This window comes from Xanthomarina sp. GH4-25 (assembly GCF_045363175.1).
Lineage (GTDB): Bacteria > Bacteroidota > Bacteroidia > Flavobacteriales > Flavobacteriaceae > Xanthomarina.
On record NZ_JBJFLO010000001.1, the window covers coordinates 445,805 to 464,033 of the forward strand.

The following is an 18,229-nucleotide window of genomic DNA, read 5'->3' on the forward strand; positions in this document are numbered from 1 at the left end:
ATTAGAATATAAAATACAAAAAACCCGAAACAAGTCTGTTTCGGGTTTTTCACTACTAACCAATTTTAACTAACACTAACCATAAAAAGTTTTTTATAGTTTGATTACTTAAAAACTTATCACTTATTATATAGACGTAGAAAAGACGATTTTATTTCATCCATGTCTATATTTAACTATCATTTAACAATTCTAAAATCAAAAACCCAAAACATCATGTTTTGGGTTTTCTTATTTAATAGCCAGACTTAACACTAACCATCAACTATTATGTAGGCTATTAAATATTATTATAAGTTTATTTTAAGATAACTTATTTTGTATTTACTATATAGACGCCTATTTTTGGGTATTGTTACTCTTTTTAACAATACTTAACAGACTTTAACAAATGAAAAAAAAGGCCTTAGTACTTGGAGCTTCTTTAAATGCTAGTAGATACTCTAATATAGCAGTCAACCGATTGGTGCAATCTGGTCATGAAGTATTCGCAATAGGATTAAAACAAGGAACAGTAAATGGTGTACAAATTGATACCGATTTAATGCCTTATAAGGATATTGATACAGTAACTCTTTACTTAAACCCAAACAATCAAAAAGCTTATTACGATTATATTTTATCTTTAAAACCTAATCGCGTTATTTTTAATCCAGGGACTGAAAACCCGGAGTTTTATAATATTTTAAAAATGCATGAAATCGATTTTGAAGTCGCTTGTACTTTAGTCTTACTTTCTACGAATCAGTATTAACCCCAAGAAAGTTAAGAACCCATTTAAGATTAAGATAAAGAAGCCAAATTCAAAACCAAACCAGATTGCACTATTCACACTAATTACATAAGATAAGATAGGTGAAAGAATGGCGATTACAGGAACCAATTTATCTCTTACCTGCCATTTGGTAAACAATCCAAAAGCATACAAACCTAGTAAAGGTCCATACGTATATCCAGCAAACACAAAAAGTTTGGCTATAACACTTTCATCTTTTATGAGATATTTAAAAGATATAATTACAAGAATTAAAACGATTGAAAAAAGTACGTGAATTTGTTTCCTTTTAGCAACTTGGGCTTTTTCGTCCAGTTTCTTTTCAATATCTAAAATATCTATACTAAAAGAGGTTGTTAATGCTGTTAAAGCACTATCTGCACTGCTGTAGGCAGCTGCAATTAACCCAATAAGAAAGAATACAAACACACCAATTCCTAGGTGATTTTTGGCTAAAATCGGAAATAAATCATCTTTGTGTGCGTCAATACCATTTTGTTCTGCATAAACGGTTAATAGTAAGCCCAAACATAAAAAGATAAAGTTGACAACCGTTAAAACAATAGTAAACCAAAACATATTTTTCTGAGCATCTTTCAGCGTTTTACAGGTTAGGTTCTTTTGCATCATGTCTTGGTCTAAACCTGTCATAACAATAGCTATAAAAGCACCAGAAATAAACTGTTTCCAAAAGTAATTACTGGATTTAAAATCGTCGAAAAAGAAGGTCTTAGAAAGATCGCTATCTAATACAAAGCCTAAAATATTGCCTCCTGTTAAACCCAATTCATCACTTACAAAATAAATGGTTACACCAACAGCTATCAACATAAAGAGCGTTTGTAATGTGTCTGTCCAAACAATGGTTTTTATACCAGATTTAAACGTATATAACCAAATAAGTAATACGGTAATAATAACTGTTTGCCAAAAGGCAATACCAATCTCATCAAAAAGAATAACTTGCAAGACATTGGCTACTAGAAACAGTCTAAAACTAGCTCCAACAATTCTGGAAATTAAGAAAAAAGAAGCTCCAGTCTTATAAGAATAATCACCAAAACGTTCCTCTAAATAGGTGTAAATGGAGGTTAAATTTAATTTGTAATATAAAGGAAGTAAAACTGTACCAATAACTAAATATCCAACAATATAACCCAAAACCACCTGCATGTAACTAAATTGCGACGCTTCAATCCAGCCAGGAACAGAAATAAAAGTCACTCCCGAGAGTGAAGCTCCAATCATTCCAAAAGCAACTACAAACCAAGGAGATTGTTTGTTTCCTTTAAAAAAAGCATCGTTACCAGATTTTTTTCCTGTAGAATAAGAGATTAAAATTAAAACTCCGAAGTAGGATAAAATAAGTAAGATAATTTGAGTCGCATTCATAGAAACAGGTTTTTCAGTTTTCAAATTACAAATATTAAATTCCAAAATCCAAACGAAGTATAATTTATTTAAAAGCCTTGTGAAAATTAGTGAAATTCGTGGCTAAATAGTAAATTCGCAGCTATGGAATTTTCGTCTAAACTTTTAGAAAAAGCTGTGAATGAAATGTCGCAATTACCAGGAATTGGAAAGCGAACAGCTTTGCGTTTGGTATTGCACTTATTGAGACAGCCTGAGGATCAAACCCTTCAATTGGCAAAAGCATTAGAATCTATGAGAATAGATATTAAATTTTGTAAAAGTTGTAATAATATTAGCGATACAGATGTTTGTGAAATTTGTGCCAATCCACACAGAAATAATGAAATTATATGCGTGGTAGAAGATATACGCGATGTCATGGCAATTGAAAACACCAGTTCGTTTAAAGGCTTATATCATGTCTTGGGAGGGAAAATTTCACCCATGGATGGTATTGGTCCAAACGATTTAAACATTCATCCCTTAGTAGAAAAAGTAAAACATGGTATTGTTAAGGAGCTTATTTTTGCATTAGGTTCTACGATGGAAGGAGATACCACCAATTTTTATATTTATAAACAAATTCAGGATTATCAAGTAACAACGTCTACAATAGCAAGAGGTATTTCGGTTGGAAACGAATTGGAATATACAGACGAAATCACGCTTGGTCGAAGCATTATTAATCGCATACCATTTGAAGCCTCACTAAAATCTTAATTATCTTTATTTGAAATTATCCATCATCATATTAAATTATAACGTGCGCCATTTTTTAGAATTATGTCTAAGAAGTGTCGAAGCAGCAGTTGTCAATATGGATGCTGAAATTATTGTTGTTGATAATAATTCTCCAGATGATAGTTGCCAGATGGTGAAAGAACTATTTCCTAAGGTGAAACTTATTGAAAACAAATCTAACGACGGCTTTTCTAAAGGAAATAATATAGGTGTTAAACAAGCAAATGGTGACTATTTATGCATCTTAAACCCAGATACGGTTGTTGCAGAAGACACCTTTGAAATTCTTTTAAAATTTGCAGAAACAAAAACTGATTTAGGAATTTTGGGTTGTAAACTCATTGATGGTAAAGGACAATTTCTTCCAGAAAGTAAACGCAATGTTCCTACACCAATGGTTTCAATTAAAAAAATTCTTGGCTTTTCAAAACCTTATTACGCAAGCCAGTTAAATGAAAACAATATTGGAAAAGTGCCTATTCTTGTTGGAGCTTTCATGCTTTTAAAAAAAAGTGTATATGTTGAAGTTGGAGGGTTCGATGAAGATTATTTTATGTATGGCGAAGATTTAGATCTATCTTATAAAGTATTAAAAGCAGGTTATCATAATTATTACAATCCAAAAACTTCCGTCATTCATTTTAAGGGCGAGAGTACTTTAAAAGATAAAACCTATGCCAAACGTTTTAATGGCTCGATGCAATTGTTTTTCGAAAAGCATTTTAAAGCCAATTGGCTTTTTAATATCTTAATTTGGATTGGAATTAAAATAGTGTCTATCTTCTTTCCAAAAGGAGAAGCCTATTCAAATCAAGTTAAAGGTTATGTTCTTATTTCAAATGAATTTAACCAAAACATCCAAGATGTTTTAAGTAAAAACGTGGTTGCACAAGAAACAGTAGATAATTATATTCCAAAATTCGAATATATTTTAGACACACATTTTTTAGGCTTTAAAAAAGCGATAGATTTGGTGGCAAGTAATAATCAAAAACAACCAAGTTATTTTAAATTTTTGCTTAAAAATGCAGGGTTTATTTTAGGCTCGAATAGTTCTAAAAGTCGCGGAGAAGTCATTTGTATAAAAAATAATTAATTGAAGAAACTGCAATAGATTCAATGAATTTTCATTAATTTTGCAGTCATAATTTAAAAAAACACCTTTCCATTACAGATATGGCAAAATTTGAATTAAAACTCCCTAAAATGGGTGAAAGTGTTGCAGAAGCAACAATCACTTCTTGGTTAAAAGAAGTTGGTGATACTATTGAAGCAGATGAAGCAGTTCTTGAAATTGCAACTGACAAAGTAGATAGCGAAGTGCCTAGTGAAGTTACTGGCGTTTTAGTTGAAAAATTATTCAACATAGACGATGTGGTTCAAGTAGGACAAGTTATTGCTGTTATAGAAACTGAAGGTGAAGCCTCAGTTGAAGCTGCAACACCAAAAGCAGAACCAGCTCAAAAAGCCCCAGTTGCAGAACAAGCAGCTGTTGCTCAAGTAGCACAAACAGTTGAAGCAGCTCAAGAAACTGTGGCTTCGGTTAGTTCATCAGAAGATAGGTTCTATTCCCCTTTAGTAAAGAACATTGCTAAAAAAGAAGGTATCTCTCAAGCAGAATTAGACGGGATTTCTGGAACTGGAAAAGATGGTCGTGTAACAAAAAACGATATTCTAGCACACTTAGAAACTAGAAGTTCTGCCCCACAACAAAATGTTGCCACTTCAAACACAGTCGAGAAGCCTCAAGTTACTCCTGCCAAATCTGAAAAACCTGCAGCAGCTTCAGTTGTTGCTAGTGGAGACGACGAGATTATAGAAATGACCAGAATGGGCAAAATTATTGCACATCATATGGTGGAATCAGTTCAAACATCTGCTCACGTACAGAGTTTTATTGAAGCAGATGTGACTAAAATATGGAATTGGCGTAAAAAAGTAAAAGATGGTTTTGCAAAACGTGAAGGAGAAAACTTAACCTTTACACCAATCTTTATGGAAGCCATTGCAAAGGCTTTACGCGATTTCCCAATGATGAACATTTCACTTCAGGGAGATACTATTGTAAAGAAAAAACATATTAATTTAGGTATGGCTGCAGCTTTAGGAGATGGAAACTTAATTGTACCTGTTATTAAAGATGCTGACCAACTTAATTTAGTTGGCATGACTAAAAAGGTAAACGATTTAGCAAATAGAGCTAGATTAAACCAATTGAAACCAGACGATATACAAGGTGGAACTTATACAGTAACCAATGTTGGTACTTTTGGTAGCATCATGGGAACACCAATTATTAATCAGCCACAAGTAGGGATATTAGCTCTTGGAGCTATTAGAAAAGTGCCAGCAGTTGTAGAAACTCCTGAAGGCGACTTTATTGGCATCCGTTACAGAATGTTCTTATCGCATTCTTACGACCACAGAGTTGTAAATGGAGCTCTTGGAGGCCAATTTGTTAAAGCTGTTAAAGATTATTTAGAAGCTTGGGATTCTAATAGAGAAATCTAACAAATTCCTGAGAATTTAATAATCTCAACTATATAAAACAGAAAAGCACAATTTTAGGATTGTGTTTTTTTTTGTTTTAATAATAGTATTTATCTTAAGGATAATTCAAAGCCCAAACCATTGCTTTTTCTTTGGTGGCCCTAAAAATGGTATTGTGTTTTTCATCAGGTTCGTCTTGATAGGTCCATGTCACATTTTCAGGTGCTTCAGCTTCTAAAATCTTGGCGAGCTTTTGTGTGTGTTTGGAAATATCTTCTGCTCCAGAACCTGCAAACCATAATTTTTTCTCTTCAGATGGAAAATTTGCCAAATGATTGTTTGCTTCTTTAACTAAATTAAAACTATTCCACCAAAGAGAAGGATCCATAGCAATGTAAAAATCGAAGGATTTAGGTTCTAACATAAAGGTTTCCATGACAAACAATCCAGCTAAAGATTCTCCAATAATGCCTTTTTTATCTGTGGTTCTATAGTTGTTGTTAATCTCGTTCGTTAATTCTTCGGTTATAAACCCACGGAAATTTTTGGCACCATCTGTTAAAGGACAGTATTTTTCATCTTCTATATTTTCAGAAACACCAGTTAAATCTCTGCCTCTTTCTGTATTTTCAATACCAACAAGAATATAAGGAGGAATGCTTTTTTCTTCTATAAGTTTTGCAAGGGTATTGGCAATATGTGGAAAATCTTCTTTGATGCCACCATCAGGCATATATAGCACAGGAAACGAATCGTTACCATTTTTATAAGTAGGAGGTAGCCAAACATTAATTACTCTAGTTTCATCAACCTGGCTGGATGCTATTGTGAAATTGTCGTGTTCTGGAATGGGGTCGTTATATTGTGGATTGTTTTTACAGCTTAAGGTTAGAGTAAGAAGAAACAATAAAAAAGTTATTTTATTCATTTTTAAATTTTAAAGAGTGATTGTTCTAGTGTTTTTTATTATTCAACTTTCTTGGCTTTAGTTTCACCATTAGCCATAATGGTTAGTTCAGTTGTGTTCTTATTGAAACTTATACGAACCCCAAAGTCAAAAACCTCGAAAGTATGATTGTTTATAGGTGACATTTCTGCTTTATGAGTTTTCGGGAATTGAATGAATAGTTTTCCTCCTTCTTGAGATATGGTTGCATAAGCTTCAGGTCTAAATTCATATTTTCCTGCATATGTTTCTAGTTCTTCATTTTTTAGAATTACTTTAGGTTGATATCTGTTGTACTTCTTCATGACTTCTATGGTTTCATCATGAGGCAGTCTGTAACTGGTATTTCCATGAATGCCTTCCATAGTTTCGGCAGCTACCATGGCATTGATAATGGCCTCTTCAACAGCTTGAACTGTGGCTTCAAATAAAGGGGAAATCATATCGTTGGAAACATTTTCAACTGTTGTGTTTTCAGACCTACTAAAAGCACCTTCATTAGCCGTAGAAAAGGCTAAAAAAATGTCTCCAGAACCATTGCTTCCTCTACCACCAACATTCCCAATACCTAATGGAATGCGTTGCGCAATGCGTTTTAATTGATGTGGAAGTAAAGGTGCATCTGTTGCAACAATAACAATTATAGAGCCATCGCCTTCCTTTCTGTTAGACATTGGAGCACCTTTATATTCTTCACTTTTTACATGCATCAATTCCATGCCAACTGGAACTCCTGCAATGGTCAAGTTTTTCTTGGCACCAAAATTTGACTGTACAAGAACACCAACCGTGTACGTAGAATCGTTAATATGAACCACTCTAGACGATGTTCCTGTACCACCTTTAAAGCCCAAACACATCATGCCTGTTCCACCACCAACATTTCCCTCGGCAATTTTGCCACTAGACGTATTCTCTATGGCTTCCAACACATGTTCTTCCTTTACGTGAAAACCATAAATATCATTTAAAAAGCCATCATAAGTTTCGGCTACAACAGGGTAGGTGTACCACCATTTTTCGCCACGATACCAATCTGTATCTACAAACCATTTTAAAACAGCTTGTCTTACTTCTCCAACACTATTCGTGTTAGTAATCATAATAGGTGTTTCAAGAAAACCAGACTCAGTTACCCAGGTGGTACCAGTCATTTCTCCATTGCCATTCAGACTGTACCAATTGGCATACACAGGGCTGAATTTTTTAGTTTTTCCTCTTGGAAAAATTGCAGTCACTCCTGTTCTAATTGGTCCTTCGCCAAGAATGTTTTTACCCTTTCCTTTAATAATGGTGCTATAACCAACTTCAACACCTTGAACATCTGTAATGGCATTAAATTTACCGGTATTTCCAACAAAAGGGATGCCCAAATCCCTTGCTCTTGGATTTTGTGTCAAAACCAATTGAAAAGAGGAAAGAATTAACAGAGTTAAAATGAATTTTTTCATGGTTTGTTATTTTAGTTGGTTTTCAGGTAATTGAAACGAAGTTCGACTAATTATCTTTTAAAGCCAAATTTCATCAATTTGTTTTAGGTGTTCGTCAACCCTTTTTTATTTATTCTAAGTATCTTTGCCCAAAATTAAATTACATGCAACTTAATCTCACCAAACCCATCTGTTTTTTCGATTTAGAAACTACTGGAATTAATATCACAAACGATAGAATTGTAGAAATTTCCATTTTAAAAGTGTATCCAGATGGAAAGGAAGAACGCTATACTCGTTTGGTAAATCCTACCATTCCCATTCCTGCTGAAGTGACAAAAATTCATGGGATTTCAGATGCAGATGTGGCAGATAAACCAACTTTTAAAGATTTGGCAAAAGAAATTCACAACCTGATTAAAGATTCAGATTTGGGTGGCTTTAATTCCAATAGATTCGATATTCCTCTTTTAGCTGAAGAAATGCTTCGTGCAGATATCGATTTCGATATGAAAAACAGAATGTCGGTAGATGTGCAGACTATTTTTCATAAAATGGAACAAAGAACACTAGTTGCTGCTTATAAATTTTATTGCGATAAAAGCCTGGAAGATGCACATAGTGCTGAAGCAGATACCTTAGCGACTTATGAAGTTTTAAAGGCACAAATAGCTAAATACGACACGTTAGAAAACGATACCAAGTTTTTAGCAGAGTTTAGTTCTCGTAAAAAGTTTGCCGATTTTGCAGGTTTTTTAATCTTTAATAAAGAAGGTGAAGAGTGTTTTTCATTCGGTAAACATAAAGGTAAGCGTGTGGTAGATGTGTTGGAAACTGAGCCTGGTTATTTTGGTTGGTTGTTAAATGCCGACTTTCCTTTATATACTAAAAAAGTATTGACATCTATTAAATTAAGATCTTTTAATAACAAACTGGATTAATATGAAGCTTATTTGTATTGGTAGAAATTACACAGACCATATTAAAGAGTTGGAAAACGAAAAACCAACCGACCCTGTTGTATTTTTAAAACCAGACACAGCCATTTTATTAAAGAAACAACCTTTTTTTATTCCAGATTTTTCTGAAGATGTGCATCATGAAGTAGAAGTTTTAGTAAAGATTAATAAAGTTGGAAAGCACATTGCTAAAAAATTTGCACATAAATATTATGATGAGATTGGATTAGGTATTGATTTTACGGCACGTGATTTGCAAGCCAAACTAAAAGAAAAGGGCTTGCCTTGGGAAAAAGCCAAAGCTTTTGATGGTGCAGCAGTTGTAGGAAATTGGATGTCTAAATCAAACATCGATAATGTAAATAACATCTCTTTTTCTTTAGAAAAAAATGGCGAAGTGGTTCAAACGGGAAATACCAGTCACATGCTCTGGAAAATTGATGAACTCATAGAATATATCTCAAAATATTTTACTTTAAAGATAGGAGATATTATCTTTACAGGAACTCCTGCTGGAGTTGGAAGAGTAAATGCAGAAGATAAATTAGTAGGTTTTATAGAAAACAAGCAAATGTTTTCAATAACAGTAAAATAACATGGAACAACATTATAAATTATTTAGAGTACGTGAGTTAGCCGATGGCGATGAAGATTTTGTAAAAGCCTTAGCCGAAGCTTTTTTAGGAGAAGTACCTGAAGATGCCCAACGTTTAGAAAAAGCAGTTTCAGAAAAAGACTATTACAATGCTTATCAGGCAGCTCATAAAATGAAACCAACCATCGATTTGTTCGAACTTGGTGTGCTTCAAGACCTAATTGAAGTTCAAGATTGGGGAAAATTCGAGAAAACAGGTTTAGATATTTCAGAGAAATTAGAACTTGTTTTAACAGCTGTTGAGAAAGCTTCAAATGAAATGAAAGCAGATTTTAACCTGTAATGCAAGCAGAAATTATAACTATTGGAGATGAAATTCTTATTGGTCAGATAGTAGATACCAATTCAGCATTTATAAGTAAAATTCTTAATTCTATTGGTGTTTCTGTATATCAAATTACCTCTGTTCAGGATGATAAAGCTCATATATTAAAGTCTTTAAAAGAAGCTGAAGAAAATGCCGATATTATAATTATTACAGGAGGATTAGGTCCAACAAAAGACGATATCACCAAAAAAACCATTGCAGATTATTTTAATGATAGTTTGGTGCAAAGTCATGCTGTTTTAAAAAACATTCAACACATTTGGGAAACTCATATTAAACAGCCTTTAACTCAAGTAAATATCGATCAAGCATTAGTACCTTCAAAAGCACAGGTTTTAATGAACGTCAATGGAAGTGCTCCAGGTATGTGGATGGAACACCATGGAAAAGTGTTTGTTTCGCTTCCAGGAGTTCCTTTTGAAATGAAAGCCTTGATGGAAAATTTAGTAATTCCGAAGTTAAGAGAAACTTACAAATTCCCATATATTAAACATACTACCATTTTAACCTATGGGTTAGGAGAAAGTTCTTTAGCAGAAAGGATTGAAGCCTGGGAAGTTTGTTTACCAAATTTTATGAAGTTAGCTTACTTGCCTGGATTGGGTAGAGTTCGTTTGCGTTTGTCAGCAAAGAATATGGATAAGGAGTTAGTAGAAACCGAAATGCAGCATCAAATAGATAAACTCTTACCCCAAATACAAGATATTTTTGTAGGTTTTGAGGCCGATACTTCCATTGAAGCTGTTTTAGGAAAACAATTAACTCATATTGGAAAAACAGTAGCTACAGCCGAAAGTTGTACTGGAGGAAAAATTGCCGAATCGTTTACAAAAATTCCCGGAGCTTCAAAATACTTTAAAGGAAGTATCGTGAGTTATGCCACTGAAGCTAAAATGGATGTTTTAAAAGTCCCTGAAGCATTAATTAAGGCTCATTCTGTAGTAAGTTCTCAAGTAGCAGAAGCTATGGCCAAGAATGTTTTAGATTTATTTAAAACAGATTATGCTATTGCAACAACCGGAAATGCTGGACCAGACAAAGGAGACTCGAATGCAGAGGTTGGAACAGTTTTTATAGCTATTGCTACAAAAGACACCGTTTTTTCAGAAGAATTTAATTTGGGAAACCATAGAACTAAAGTGATTCGGAAAGCTGTAAATAAAGCTTTTGAAATGCTTCAAAAAGAAATTTTAAAAAAGTAACAATTTTAGTTTGTTGATATTGTAAAGTTTTACTAAATTTGCAGCCTGTTTAAAAACATCCTGAATAGATTTTTTGAAAACAGATCAAATAACAACATTAAAGTTAGAAGAAATGTCAAGAGTTTGTGAACTTACTGGAAAAAAAGCGATGGTTGGAAACAACGTATCTCACGCAATGAATAAAACAAAGCGTAAATTTGATGCAAATCTTATTAAAAAACGTTTTTATCTTCCAGAAGAAGATAAGTGGGTAACTTTAAAAGTTTCTACTTCAGCATTAAAAACCATCAATAGAATTGGAATTGCTGCTGCAATTAAAGAAGCTAAATCTAAAGGGTTTTATAAATAATAGCGGCAATTAAAAGTTAAGAAAATGGCAAAGAAAGGTAACAGAATACAGGTAATATTAGAATGCACAGAGCATAAAGAGTCTGGACAACCAGGAACTTCTAGATATATTACAACTAAAAATAAAAAGAACACTCCAGATAGAATGGAAATTAAAAAATTCAATCCTATCTTAAAGAAAATGACTGTTCATAAAGAAATTAAATAATTAAACTTTTATATTTTATAAAGTTTTAAAAACATAAGACATGGCAAAGAAATCAGTTGCATCGTTACAAACAGGATCTAAAAGATTAACAAAAGCTATAAAAATGGTAAAATCTCCTAAATCGGGAGCTTACATGTTTGTTGAATCAATTATGGCACCAGATCAAGTAAACGAGTGGTTATCTAAACAATAATCCTTTTTGTATTACAATATTTTAAGCTGCTTTCTATTTTAGAAAGCAGCTTTTATTTTATATTTACATTTGTTATGACAAATGTTCAGCCAAATCAATTAGGCAAGACTTTTGTTTTATAATGTGTAATAGAACAATCACAAATGAGCTTTTTTAAAAAAATATTTTCTTCAGAAAAAAAAGAAACACTAGATAAAGGTTTAGAAAAATCTAAAACCAATTTCTTAAATAAGTTAAGCAAAGCAGTTGCTGGTAAATCTAAAGTAGATGATGAGGTATTAGATAACCTCGAAGAAATTCTAGTTACTAGTGATGTTGGAGTTAATACAACCCTTAAAATTATTAAACGTATTGAGGCTCGTGTAGAACAAGATAAGTATCTTGGTACAGACGAACTTAATAAAATTCTTCGTGAAGAAATTGCTGGTTTATTAAGTGAAACCAATTCTGGAGAAGACACCGAATATACCATACCAAAACTTCCAGCTTCAAGTGAAGGTAATAAGACACCTTATGTTTTAATGGTCGTTGGAGTAAATGGTGTTGGTAAAACAACGACGATTGGAAAACTAGCTTATCAGTTTAAAAAACAAGGTTTAAGTGTTGTTCTTGGCGCTGCCGATACCTTTAGAGCTGCAGCTATAGATCAACTTCAAGTCTGGGCAGATCGCGTAGATGTACCCATGGTAAGACAAGATATGGGAAGTGATCCTGCATCTGTAGCTTTCGATGCCTTGCAATCTGGAGTTACACAAAATGCCGATGTGATTATTATTGATACAGCTGGACGTTTACATAATAAAGTAAACTTAATGAACGAACTAACTAAAGTAAAACGTGTCATGCAGAAAGTAGTGGGAGATGCACCTCACGATGTGTTATTAGTTTTAGATGGCTCTACAGGTCAAAATGCTTTCGAACAAGCCAAACAATTTACAGCAGCAACCGAAGTAACATCGCTTGCAGTTACCAAATTAGATGGAACAGCAAAAGGTGGTGTTGTTATTGGTATTTCAGATCAGTTTCAAATTCCAGTTAAATATATTGGTGTAGGTGAAGGGATCGAAGACCTTCAAGTATTCAACAAATACGAGTTTGTAGATTCGTTTTTTAAATAGAAATTAGAAATAAAAAAAAGCCTTAAGAATCTCTTAAGGCTTTTTTATTTATGGTTGTTTTATTATGGTCCAGTAACTGTAATTGGTCCAACCCAATCACTATAACCATCTACACTACAATTGGCACGAACATAGAAATCGTAAACAACTCCAGTACTTGTATGGTTAGTTAATTGAACAGGGTTGTAGCTTGTGTCTATAATAGCATCTGAACCAGCAGGCGTGCCTACAGCACTTTTACTTAATTGCCATGTGTTTTCTGAGTTTTGAGCATCCCAAACAAACACTAAATAATCTGAACCTCCAGAAGTATATATTTGATTTAATTCAAAGTTTACTGGGTCTAAACAGTTTACATTAAAAGGAATTTCTTCTGTTGTTACACTTATAGGGCCAATCCATGCACTATAACCAACATTATCACAAATATTTCTTAAGTAAAAATCATAAGTAGTTTCAGCGTTCAAACCAGTTACAGTAGCATGTTGATCGTAAAAATCAGGTTCAACCTGTGTGGTTCCACTTCCAAGTGTAAAACCCTGTAACCCATACTCAATTTGAGATCCATCAGAACTAGGGTTACCCCAATTTAATTCTATTGAATTATGAGTTATAGATTCAGGGTATAAACCTTCAGAAAAATCTGATGGATTATTACAGTAAGGATTATCTAATAAAGTTACAAAGTTAAAAGGTCCAGCCCAATTGCTATAGTCATTGGTGTTATTGCAAAAAACTCTTACATAAAAAGCATATTGAGTTTGTGGTAATAAATCTTCTACTAAAGTATATTGTTCAGGAACTGTTAAAGTTGTTCCAGAACCTAAACCAAAACCAAATTGGCCATACTGTACTTGATATAAAGACGATTGTACATTTGTATTCCAACTAAATTGAGCCGTTGTATTTGTTAAATCGTATACATTTAGTCCATTGGGTTTTGGGCAATTATTGGAGTCGTTTGAATCGTCTGAGCTATCACTAGAACAGTTAAAAACAAGCAATCCAATTGAGAGTACTAAAATAATTTTTTTCATTATGAATTTATAAGAATTTTCGGTCGCGAATATAGAAATTGTCAGGCAATTAAAGAAGATAAAATTTCAAAAAACATTTAATGTAATTAACTCTAAAAAGAAGCCTATATTTGCAGTCCAAAATAATAAGATGAGAACAAAATCGCTTAAAAAGAACAAAATCAATGTGGTAACACTTGGCTGTAGTAAAAATGTCTACGATAGCGAAGTGTTAATGGGACAACTTAAAGCCAGTGGTAAAGAAGTTGTGCATGAAGAGGAAGGAAATATTGTGGTTATTAATACCTGTGGTTTTATCAATAATGCTAAAGAAGAAAGTATCGATACCATTCTTGATTTTATGCAAAAAAAAGAAGATGGCGATGTCGATAAAGTCTTTGTTACAGGTTGTTTAAGCGAACGTTACAAACCAGATTTACAGAAGGAAATCCCGAATGTGGACCAGTATTTTGGTACGACTGAATTACCAGGTTTATTAAAAGCTTTAGGAGCAGATTATAAACACGAACTTATTGGTGAACGTTTAACAACAACACCTAAAAATTATGCTTATTTAAAGATTGCTGAAGGTTGCGACAGACCTTGTAGTTTTTGTGCTATTCCTATTATGCGTGGTAAGCATAGATCGACACCTATTGAGGACATTGTTATCGAAGCTGAAAAATTAGCAGCTAATGGTGTGAAAGAATTGATACTTATTGCTCAAGATTTAACCTATTACGGACTCGATTTATACAAAAAAAGAAATCTTGCTGAACTACTAGAAGCTTTAGTGAAAGTGGATGGTGTGGAGTGGATTCGTTTGCATTATGCCTTTCCAACAGGATTTCCAATGGATGTGTTAGATGTGATGAATCGTGAGCCAAAAGTGTGTAACTATTTAGATATTCCATTACAACATATTTCAGACCATATCTTAAAAAGTATGCGTCGTGGAACAACAAAAGAGAAAACAACCAACTTGCTTAAGGAGTTTAGAAAAGAAGTTCCAGAAATGACTATTAGAACCACATTAATTGTTGGGTATCCAGGTGAAACTGAAGAAGATTTCCAGGAATTAAAACAATGGGTTACAGATATGCGTTTTGAACGTCTGGGCTGTTTTACCTATAGTCATGAAGAAAATACACATGCTTATAATTTAGTAGACGATGTTCCTGAAGATGTAAAGCAAGATCGTGCCAATCAGATCATGGAAATCCAATCTCAAATTTCTTGGGAATTGAATCAAGCTAAAATCGGGCAAACTTTTAAAGTGGTTATCGATAGAAAAGAAGGTGAATACTTTGTTGGTAGAACAGAATTCGATTCTCCAGATGTAGATAATGAAGTGCTTATAGATGCTTCTAAAACCTACTTAAAAACTGGTGAATTTGCAACAATAACTATTACTGAAGCTGCAGATTTTGATCTTTATGGAGAGGTTTCTACCCTTCAGAAGGAATCTTAATTTGGACAGCTAGAGGAAATTTGAAATTAAGATCAAGGTGTTCCTAGAAGAAAAATATTAAATAAAAAACAAATGGTTTGAGTGTACACTCAAACCATTTGTTTTTAACTTTAGTGCTGATTATTATTTTAATAACACTAAAAATGAGCAACTTTTGCTAAGATTGTTTTGTGAATTGTACGTCAATTACCATTTTAACCTTATCGGAAACAACTATGCTTCCCGCTTCCGTAACCCCATTCCACGTTAAATTGAAATCTTTTCTGTTAATGTTTCCTGTCATCTCAAATCCAGCTTTTGTTTGTCCGTAAGGATCTACTGCAATACCATTAAGTTCGGCGTCCAACGTAATTTCTTTGGTTACGTCTCTTATTGTTAAATCGCCTACCAATGTATCACCATTAAAAGATTTTGAAACAAAAGTCATTTCAGGGAATTTTTCAGAGTTGAAAAAATCATCCGATTTTAAATGTGTGTCTCTATCTTTATTTTTAGTGTTAATAGATGCTGTTTTGGCACTAAATTCTAAAATAGCATTGTTAAAATCATCGCCATTTGTTTTTGCAGTTGCCTGGAAATCTTCGAAATGACCAGTTACTGTTGAAATCATCATGTGCTTTACTTTAAAAGCAATTTCTGAATGTGCGGTGTCAATAGACCAATTTGTGTTATTTTTCATTGTTATCGTTTTTAATTGTTATTTATTATTTTTTTAATACGTCTTGAATGTCTGCAAGCTTTTTAAACTGTGCATTGGCATAAGGGCAAAGAGGTGTAATTTTAATATTTTTTTCTCTTGCCATTTCTACAATTTTGTAGAGCAATTGTTTTCCAATATTTTTGCCTTGAAATTCAGGATCAACTTCTGTGTGATCAATAATTATATGCTGTTCACCTGCAATGGAATAGGTCATTAATCCTGCTCTTTTATTATTTTCCCTAGCCATTGCAAAGCCTTTGTTCTCTTGTTCTTTAATTATTAATTCCATGGTGTTTTTTTAAGGTTATAAAAAATGTTTAAAGGGTTGCGCTTACATGGTCATGGGTACTTCCATTAAAAGAACACGGGCATTTTCTGATGCTTTTACAGTAATGCTATCTGTGTCCCAAATTCCCATACCATCTCGTTTGGAAAGCTTTTCGCCGTTAATTTCTACAGCACCTTCCAGAATAAACGCATATACGCCATTACCTGTTTTCTTGATTTTGTATTCATCGGTGCTTCCTTTGGTGAAATTTCCTAAATGAAACCACGCGTCTTGATTAATCCAAACGCCTTGATCATCTTTATTAGGCGAAAGCACTTGGTAAAATTCATTTTCTTTAGAAATATCTCTAATAGAAACTTGATCGTATCGTGGCGTTACATTTTTGGTTTTAGGAAATACCCAAATTTGTAGAAATTTCACTTCCTTGTCTTTGTTTTTATTGTATTCGGAATGCGTAACACCAGTTCCAGCACTTAATACTTGTACATCACCTTCTTTAATGACAGCCACATTTCCCATACTGTCTTTATGTTCCAAATCGCCTGCCAAAGGAATGGAGATAATTTCCATATTGTCGTGAGGATGTGTTCCAAAGCCCATGCCTGCAGCTACCGTATCATCATTTAATACGCGTAGTACGCCAAAATTCATTCTTTCTGGATTGTGATAATTTGCGAAACTAAACGTGTGGTGTGAGTTTAACCAACCGTGATTTGCTGCGCCTCGTGTTTCTGCTCTGTGAATTATTGTATTCATAGTATGTATATTTTTGTTTGTTAAACCTACCTGATCGGAAGGCAGATGATTAAATCCTACTTGTTGCATTAATGTGTTGTAAGTGGATTTTGTGGTTTTGCTCGTGCTTGCATTAAAGGTTTGCGGAGCAATAGCACCAAAAACACCAGTTAAAAGGGCATTTTTTATAAATTTCTTACGGTTCATATCGTTGCTTTAAAAGTATGATACAAATATATAACCAATTGGAAACCTGTGGAATATGAAAAAAGGGGATAAGCTTATGAAAATCCGATATACGGCTCTAAATTATGATGTAATCTCGTTTTTCTTGAAGCTTGAAGGCGATACCTGTGTATGCTTTTTGAAGAATGCACTAAAATTGGCAGGCTCATTGAATCCTAATTCATAGGCTATTTCTTTCGTGTTTAAATCGGTGAAATAGAGTAACCTTTTAGCTTCAGTTATAATTCGGGCTTGAATATAATCTTTGGCAGTTTTTCCAATTCTAGCTTTAAAAGTTCGGTTTAAATGATCTGGTGTTATATGAAGCGCATTGGCGTAAAAAGTGGTAGAATGCTCTTTTTTGTAGTGATTGTTTACCGTATTTTTAAAGGTCCTAATCAGGTTATCTCCAGAGGTGTCAACATCAGATTCAATAGGGTTAATGGAACAAATATTATTACACTCTATCAGTAAGAGTTTTAAAAATGAACCAATAGATAAGGATTTCATTTTTGCATTACTATTGAATAAATTGAAAATTTGATGCGCAAAATGTTCTATATTTTTAAATTGATCATTATTTGGCTCTAATGGAGGGCTTTGTCCGTAATTGTGAAAGAGATTCAAACTTTCAATAAAGGATAGCGGAATAGAGTTTTCTACTAAAAACTGATTGGAAAATGTCATGGCATACCCAAACGATTGTTCTGTTTCTATAACTTGATGTACTTGTCCGGGAGCTACAAAGAAAATTTGTTGGTTTGCTAAATCGTAAGTATTAAAATCAATTTTATGTTGTCCCTTGGCTTTATGGATTATTAAAACCGTGTAATAATTATGTCTGTGAGGCTCGTCAACTTCTCCATTTCGTTTGGTGTAAATAGCTTCCATTTTGGAAATCCCAAAACTGGCGCTTTCCTTTTCTCTATTAACATCCTGATAAATTTTGACTGTGCTCATGTATAATAACTTATATCTCTGTTGTTA

The 18,229-nt window shown here is 33.4% G+C and carries 21 protein-coding genes; 13 read left to right on the forward strand and 8 right to left on the reverse strand.

Translation table 11 applies throughout. From position 1 onward, the window contains the following. The first annotated feature begins 391 nt into the window (after window positions 1-391). Entirely contained in the window at window positions 392-754 is a 363-nt protein-coding gene (locus tag ACI5KZ_RS02085; protein ID WP_406846726.1) for a CoA-binding protein, read from the forward strand. On the opposite strand, the gene ACI5KZ_RS02090 is transcribed toward ACI5KZ_RS02085, so the two are convergent. Further along, entirely contained in the window at window positions 731-2,167 is a 1,437-nt protein-coding gene (locus ACI5KZ_RS02090; RefSeq protein ID WP_406846814.1) for a sodium:solute symporter, read from the reverse strand. The two genes, ACI5KZ_RS02085 and ACI5KZ_RS02090, sit on opposite strands and share 24 nt — an antisense overlap. A gap of 123 nt (window positions 2,168-2,290) precedes the next feature. Between ACI5KZ_RS02090 and recR the strand changes: the two genes are divergently transcribed. The 3 genes from recR (at window position 2,291) to ACI5KZ_RS02105 (ending at window position 5,440) form a co-directional block, all read left to right on the forward strand. Beyond that, the gene (gene recR, locus ACI5KZ_RS02095) at window positions 2,291-2,908 is read left to right on the forward strand and encodes a recombination mediator RecR (RefSeq protein ID WP_406846727.1); all 618 of its coding nucleotides are present in this window, start codon (window positions 2,291-2,293) and stop codon (window positions 2,906-2,908) included. Window positions 2,909-2,918: 10 nt separating this feature from the next. Next, window positions 2,919-4,025 carry a glycosyltransferase family 2 protein gene (locus ACI5KZ_RS02100; protein ID WP_406846728.1) on the forward strand — a complete coding sequence of 369 codons (1,107 nt, stop codon included), beginning with the start codon at window positions 2,919-2,921 and terminating at the stop codon, window positions 4,023-4,025. Between the two features lie 80 nt (window positions 4,026-4,105). Beyond that, the gene (locus ACI5KZ_RS02105) at window positions 4,106-5,440 is read left to right on the forward strand and encodes a dihydrolipoamide acetyltransferase family protein (protein WP_406846729.1); all 1,335 of its coding nucleotides are present in this window, start codon (window positions 4,106-4,108) and stop codon (window positions 5,438-5,440) included. 94 nt (window positions 5,441-5,534) lie between these two features. On the opposite strand, the gene ACI5KZ_RS02110 is transcribed toward ACI5KZ_RS02105, so the two are convergent. Then, window positions 5,535-6,347 (reverse strand): alpha/beta hydrolase, encoded by an 813-nt coding sequence (locus ACI5KZ_RS02110; RefSeq protein ID WP_406846730.1) that lies wholly within the window; start codon window positions 6,345-6,347, stop codon window positions 5,535-5,537. A 38-nt stretch (window positions 6,348-6,385) separates the two neighbouring features. Continuing rightward, window positions 6,386-7,816, reverse strand: a complete 1,431-nt coding sequence (locus ACI5KZ_RS02115) for a P1 family peptidase (protein WP_406846731.1) — start codon at window positions 7,814-7,816, stop codon at window positions 6,386-6,388. Window positions 7,817-7,959: 143 nt separating this feature from the next. Between ACI5KZ_RS02115 and ACI5KZ_RS02120 the strand changes: the two genes are divergently transcribed. The 8 genes from ACI5KZ_RS02120 (at window position 7,960) to ftsY (ending at window position 12,806) form a co-directional block, all read left to right on the forward strand. Then, window positions 7,960-8,736, forward strand: a complete 777-nt coding sequence (locus ACI5KZ_RS02120) for a 3'-5' exonuclease (protein ID WP_109307872.1) — start codon at window positions 7,960-7,962, stop codon at window positions 8,734-8,736. A gap of 1 nt (window position 8,737) precedes the next feature. Further along, window positions 8,738-9,349: a fumarylacetoacetate hydrolase family protein gene (locus ACI5KZ_RS02125; protein WP_109307873.1), complete on the forward strand. Its 612-nt coding sequence runs from the start codon at window positions 8,738-8,740 to the stop codon at window positions 9,347-9,349. A gap of 1 nt (window position 9,350) precedes the next feature. Further along, window positions 9,351-9,692: an Hpt domain-containing protein gene (locus ACI5KZ_RS02130; RefSeq protein ID WP_406846732.1), complete on the forward strand. Its 342-nt coding sequence runs from the start codon at window positions 9,351-9,353 to the stop codon at window positions 9,690-9,692. Beyond that, window positions 9,692-10,939, forward strand: a complete 1,248-nt coding sequence (locus ACI5KZ_RS02135) for a competence/damage-inducible protein A (protein WP_406846733.1) — start codon at window positions 9,692-9,694, stop codon at window positions 10,937-10,939. The genes ACI5KZ_RS02130 and ACI5KZ_RS02135 overlap by 1 nt, the downstream gene beginning before the upstream one ends. A 112-nt stretch (window positions 10,940-11,051) precedes the next feature. Further along, window positions 11,052-11,288, forward strand: coding sequence for a 50S ribosomal protein L28 (gene rpmB / locus ACI5KZ_RS02140; RefSeq protein WP_109308132.1), 237 nt, complete (start codon window positions 11,052-11,054; stop codon window positions 11,286-11,288). A gap of 24 nt (window positions 11,289-11,312) precedes the next feature. Beyond that, entirely contained in the window at window positions 11,313-11,495 is a 183-nt protein-coding gene (rpmG, locus tag ACI5KZ_RS02145) for a 50S ribosomal protein L33 (protein ID WP_109307876.1), read from the forward strand. Between the two features lie 40 nt (window positions 11,496-11,535). After that, a complete protein-coding gene (locus ACI5KZ_RS02150; protein WP_109307877.1) occupies window positions 11,536-11,688 on the forward strand; it encodes a DUF4295 domain-containing protein in 153 nt (50 codons plus the stop codon). Window positions 11,689-11,831: 143 nt separating this feature from the next. Next, on the forward strand, window positions 11,832-12,806 hold the full coding sequence (gene ftsY / locus ACI5KZ_RS02155; RefSeq protein WP_406846734.1) for a signal recognition particle-docking protein FtsY: 975 nt from the start codon (window positions 11,832-11,834) through the stop codon (window positions 12,804-12,806). 62 nt (window positions 12,807-12,868) lie between these two features. Here ftsY and ACI5KZ_RS02160 read toward each other — a convergent pair whose 3' ends face one another. Further along, complete coding sequence (locus ACI5KZ_RS02160; protein WP_406846735.1) at window positions 12,869-13,843, reverse strand: fibronectin type III domain-containing protein; 975 nt, start codon at window positions 13,841-13,843, stop codon at window positions 12,869-12,871. A gap of 130 nt (window positions 13,844-13,973) precedes the next feature. Here ACI5KZ_RS02160 and rimO point away from each other — a divergent pair, with 130 nt between their 5' ends. Further along, window positions 13,974-15,293 carry a 30S ribosomal protein S12 methylthiotransferase RimO gene (rimO, locus tag ACI5KZ_RS02165; RefSeq protein ID WP_406846736.1) on the forward strand — a complete coding sequence of 440 codons (1,320 nt, stop codon included), beginning with the start codon at window positions 13,974-13,976 and terminating at the stop codon, window positions 15,291-15,293. A gap of 157 nt (window positions 15,294-15,450) precedes the next feature. Here rimO and ACI5KZ_RS02170 read toward each other — a convergent pair whose 3' ends face one another. The 4 genes from ACI5KZ_RS02170 to ACI5KZ_RS02185 all read right to left on the reverse strand — a co-directional run bounded on the left by ACI5KZ_RS02170 (window position 15,451) and on the right by ACI5KZ_RS02185 (window position 18,202). After that, complete coding sequence (locus ACI5KZ_RS02170; protein ID WP_406846737.1) at window positions 15,451-15,972, reverse strand: YceI family protein; 522 nt, start codon at window positions 15,970-15,972, stop codon at window positions 15,451-15,453. A 25-nt stretch (window positions 15,973-15,997) separates the two neighbouring features. Then, the gene (locus ACI5KZ_RS02175) at window positions 15,998-16,282 is read right to left on the reverse strand and encodes a GNAT family N-acetyltransferase (RefSeq protein ID WP_406846738.1); all 285 of its coding nucleotides are present in this window, start codon (window positions 16,280-16,282) and stop codon (window positions 15,998-16,000) included. Window positions 16,283-16,324: 42 nt separating this feature from the next. Next, the gene (locus tag ACI5KZ_RS02180) at window positions 16,325-17,038 is read right to left on the reverse strand and encodes a pirin family protein (RefSeq protein ID WP_109308133.1); all 714 of its coding nucleotides are present in this window, start codon (window positions 17,036-17,038) and stop codon (window positions 16,325-16,327) included. Between the two features lie 288 nt (window positions 17,039-17,326). Next, window positions 17,327-18,202, reverse strand: coding sequence for an AraC family transcriptional regulator (locus ACI5KZ_RS02185; RefSeq protein WP_406846739.1), 876 nt, complete (start codon window positions 18,200-18,202; stop codon window positions 17,327-17,329). Window positions 18,203-18,229: the final 27 nt, after the last annotated feature.

Excerpts from the sequence above, each read along its gene's own strand:
- ACI5KZ_RS02085 (WP_406846726.1), top strand. The coding sequence starts at position 392 with ATGAAAAAAAAGGCCTTAGTACTTGGAGCTTCTTTAAATGCTAGTAGA.
- ACI5KZ_RS02090 (WP_406846814.1), bottom strand. The coding sequence starts at position 2,167 with ATGAATGCGACTCAAATTATCTTACTTATTTTATCCTACTTCGGAGTT.
- recR (WP_406846727.1), top strand. The coding sequence starts at position 2,291 with ATGGAATTTTCGTCTAAACTTTTAGAAAAAGCTGTGAATGAAATGTCG.
- ACI5KZ_RS02105 (WP_406846729.1), top strand. The coding sequence starts at position 4,106 with ATGGCAAAATTTGAATTAAAACTCCCTAAAATGGGTGAAAGTGTTGCA.
- ACI5KZ_RS02110 (WP_406846730.1), bottom strand. The coding sequence starts at position 6,347 with ATGAATAAAATAACTTTTTTATTGTTTCTTCTTACTCTAACCTTAAGC.
- ACI5KZ_RS02115 (WP_406846731.1), bottom strand. The coding sequence starts at position 7,816 with ATGAAAAAATTCATTTTAACTCTGTTAATTCTTTCCTCTTTTCAATTG.
- ACI5KZ_RS02120 (WP_109307872.1), top strand. The coding sequence starts at position 7,960 with ATGCAACTTAATCTCACCAAACCCATCTGTTTTTTCGATTTAGAAACT.
- ACI5KZ_RS02125 (WP_109307873.1), top strand. The coding sequence starts at position 8,738 with ATGAAGCTTATTTGTATTGGTAGAAATTACACAGACCATATTAAAGAG.
- ACI5KZ_RS02130 (WP_406846732.1), top strand. The coding sequence starts at position 9,351 with ATGGAACAACATTATAAATTATTTAGAGTACGTGAGTTAGCCGATGGC.
- ACI5KZ_RS02135 (WP_406846733.1), top strand. The coding sequence starts at position 9,692 with ATGCAAGCAGAAATTATAACTATTGGAGATGAAATTCTTATTGGTCAG.
- rpmB (WP_109308132.1), top strand. The coding sequence starts at position 11,052 with ATGTCAAGAGTTTGTGAACTTACTGGAAAAAAAGCGATGGTTGGAAAC.
- rpmG (WP_109307876.1), top strand. The coding sequence starts at position 11,313 with ATGGCAAAGAAAGGTAACAGAATACAGGTAATATTAGAATGCACAGAG.
- ACI5KZ_RS02150 (WP_109307877.1), top strand. The coding sequence starts at position 11,536 with ATGGCAAAGAAATCAGTTGCATCGTTACAAACAGGATCTAAAAGATTA.
- ftsY (WP_406846734.1), top strand. The coding sequence starts at position 11,832 with ATGAGCTTTTTTAAAAAAATATTTTCTTCAGAAAAAAAAGAAACACTA.
- ACI5KZ_RS02160 (WP_406846735.1), bottom strand. The coding sequence starts at position 13,843 with ATGAAAAAAATTATTTTAGTACTCTCAATTGGATTGCTTGTTTTTAAC.
- rimO (WP_406846736.1), top strand. The coding sequence starts at position 13,974 with ATGAGAACAAAATCGCTTAAAAAGAACAAAATCAATGTGGTAACACTT.
- ACI5KZ_RS02170 (WP_406846737.1), bottom strand. The coding sequence starts at position 15,972 with ATGAAAAATAACACAAATTGGTCTATTGACACCGCACATTCAGAAATT.
- ACI5KZ_RS02175 (WP_406846738.1), bottom strand. The coding sequence starts at position 16,282 with ATGGAATTAATAATTAAAGAACAAGAGAACAAAGGCTTTGCAATGGCT.
- ACI5KZ_RS02180 (WP_109308133.1), bottom strand. The coding sequence starts at position 17,038 with ATGAATACAATAATTCACAGAGCAGAAACACGAGGCGCAGCAAATCAC.
- ACI5KZ_RS02185 (WP_406846739.1), bottom strand. The coding sequence starts at position 18,202 with ATGAGCACAGTCAAAATTTATCAGGATGTTAATAGAGAAAAGGAAAGC.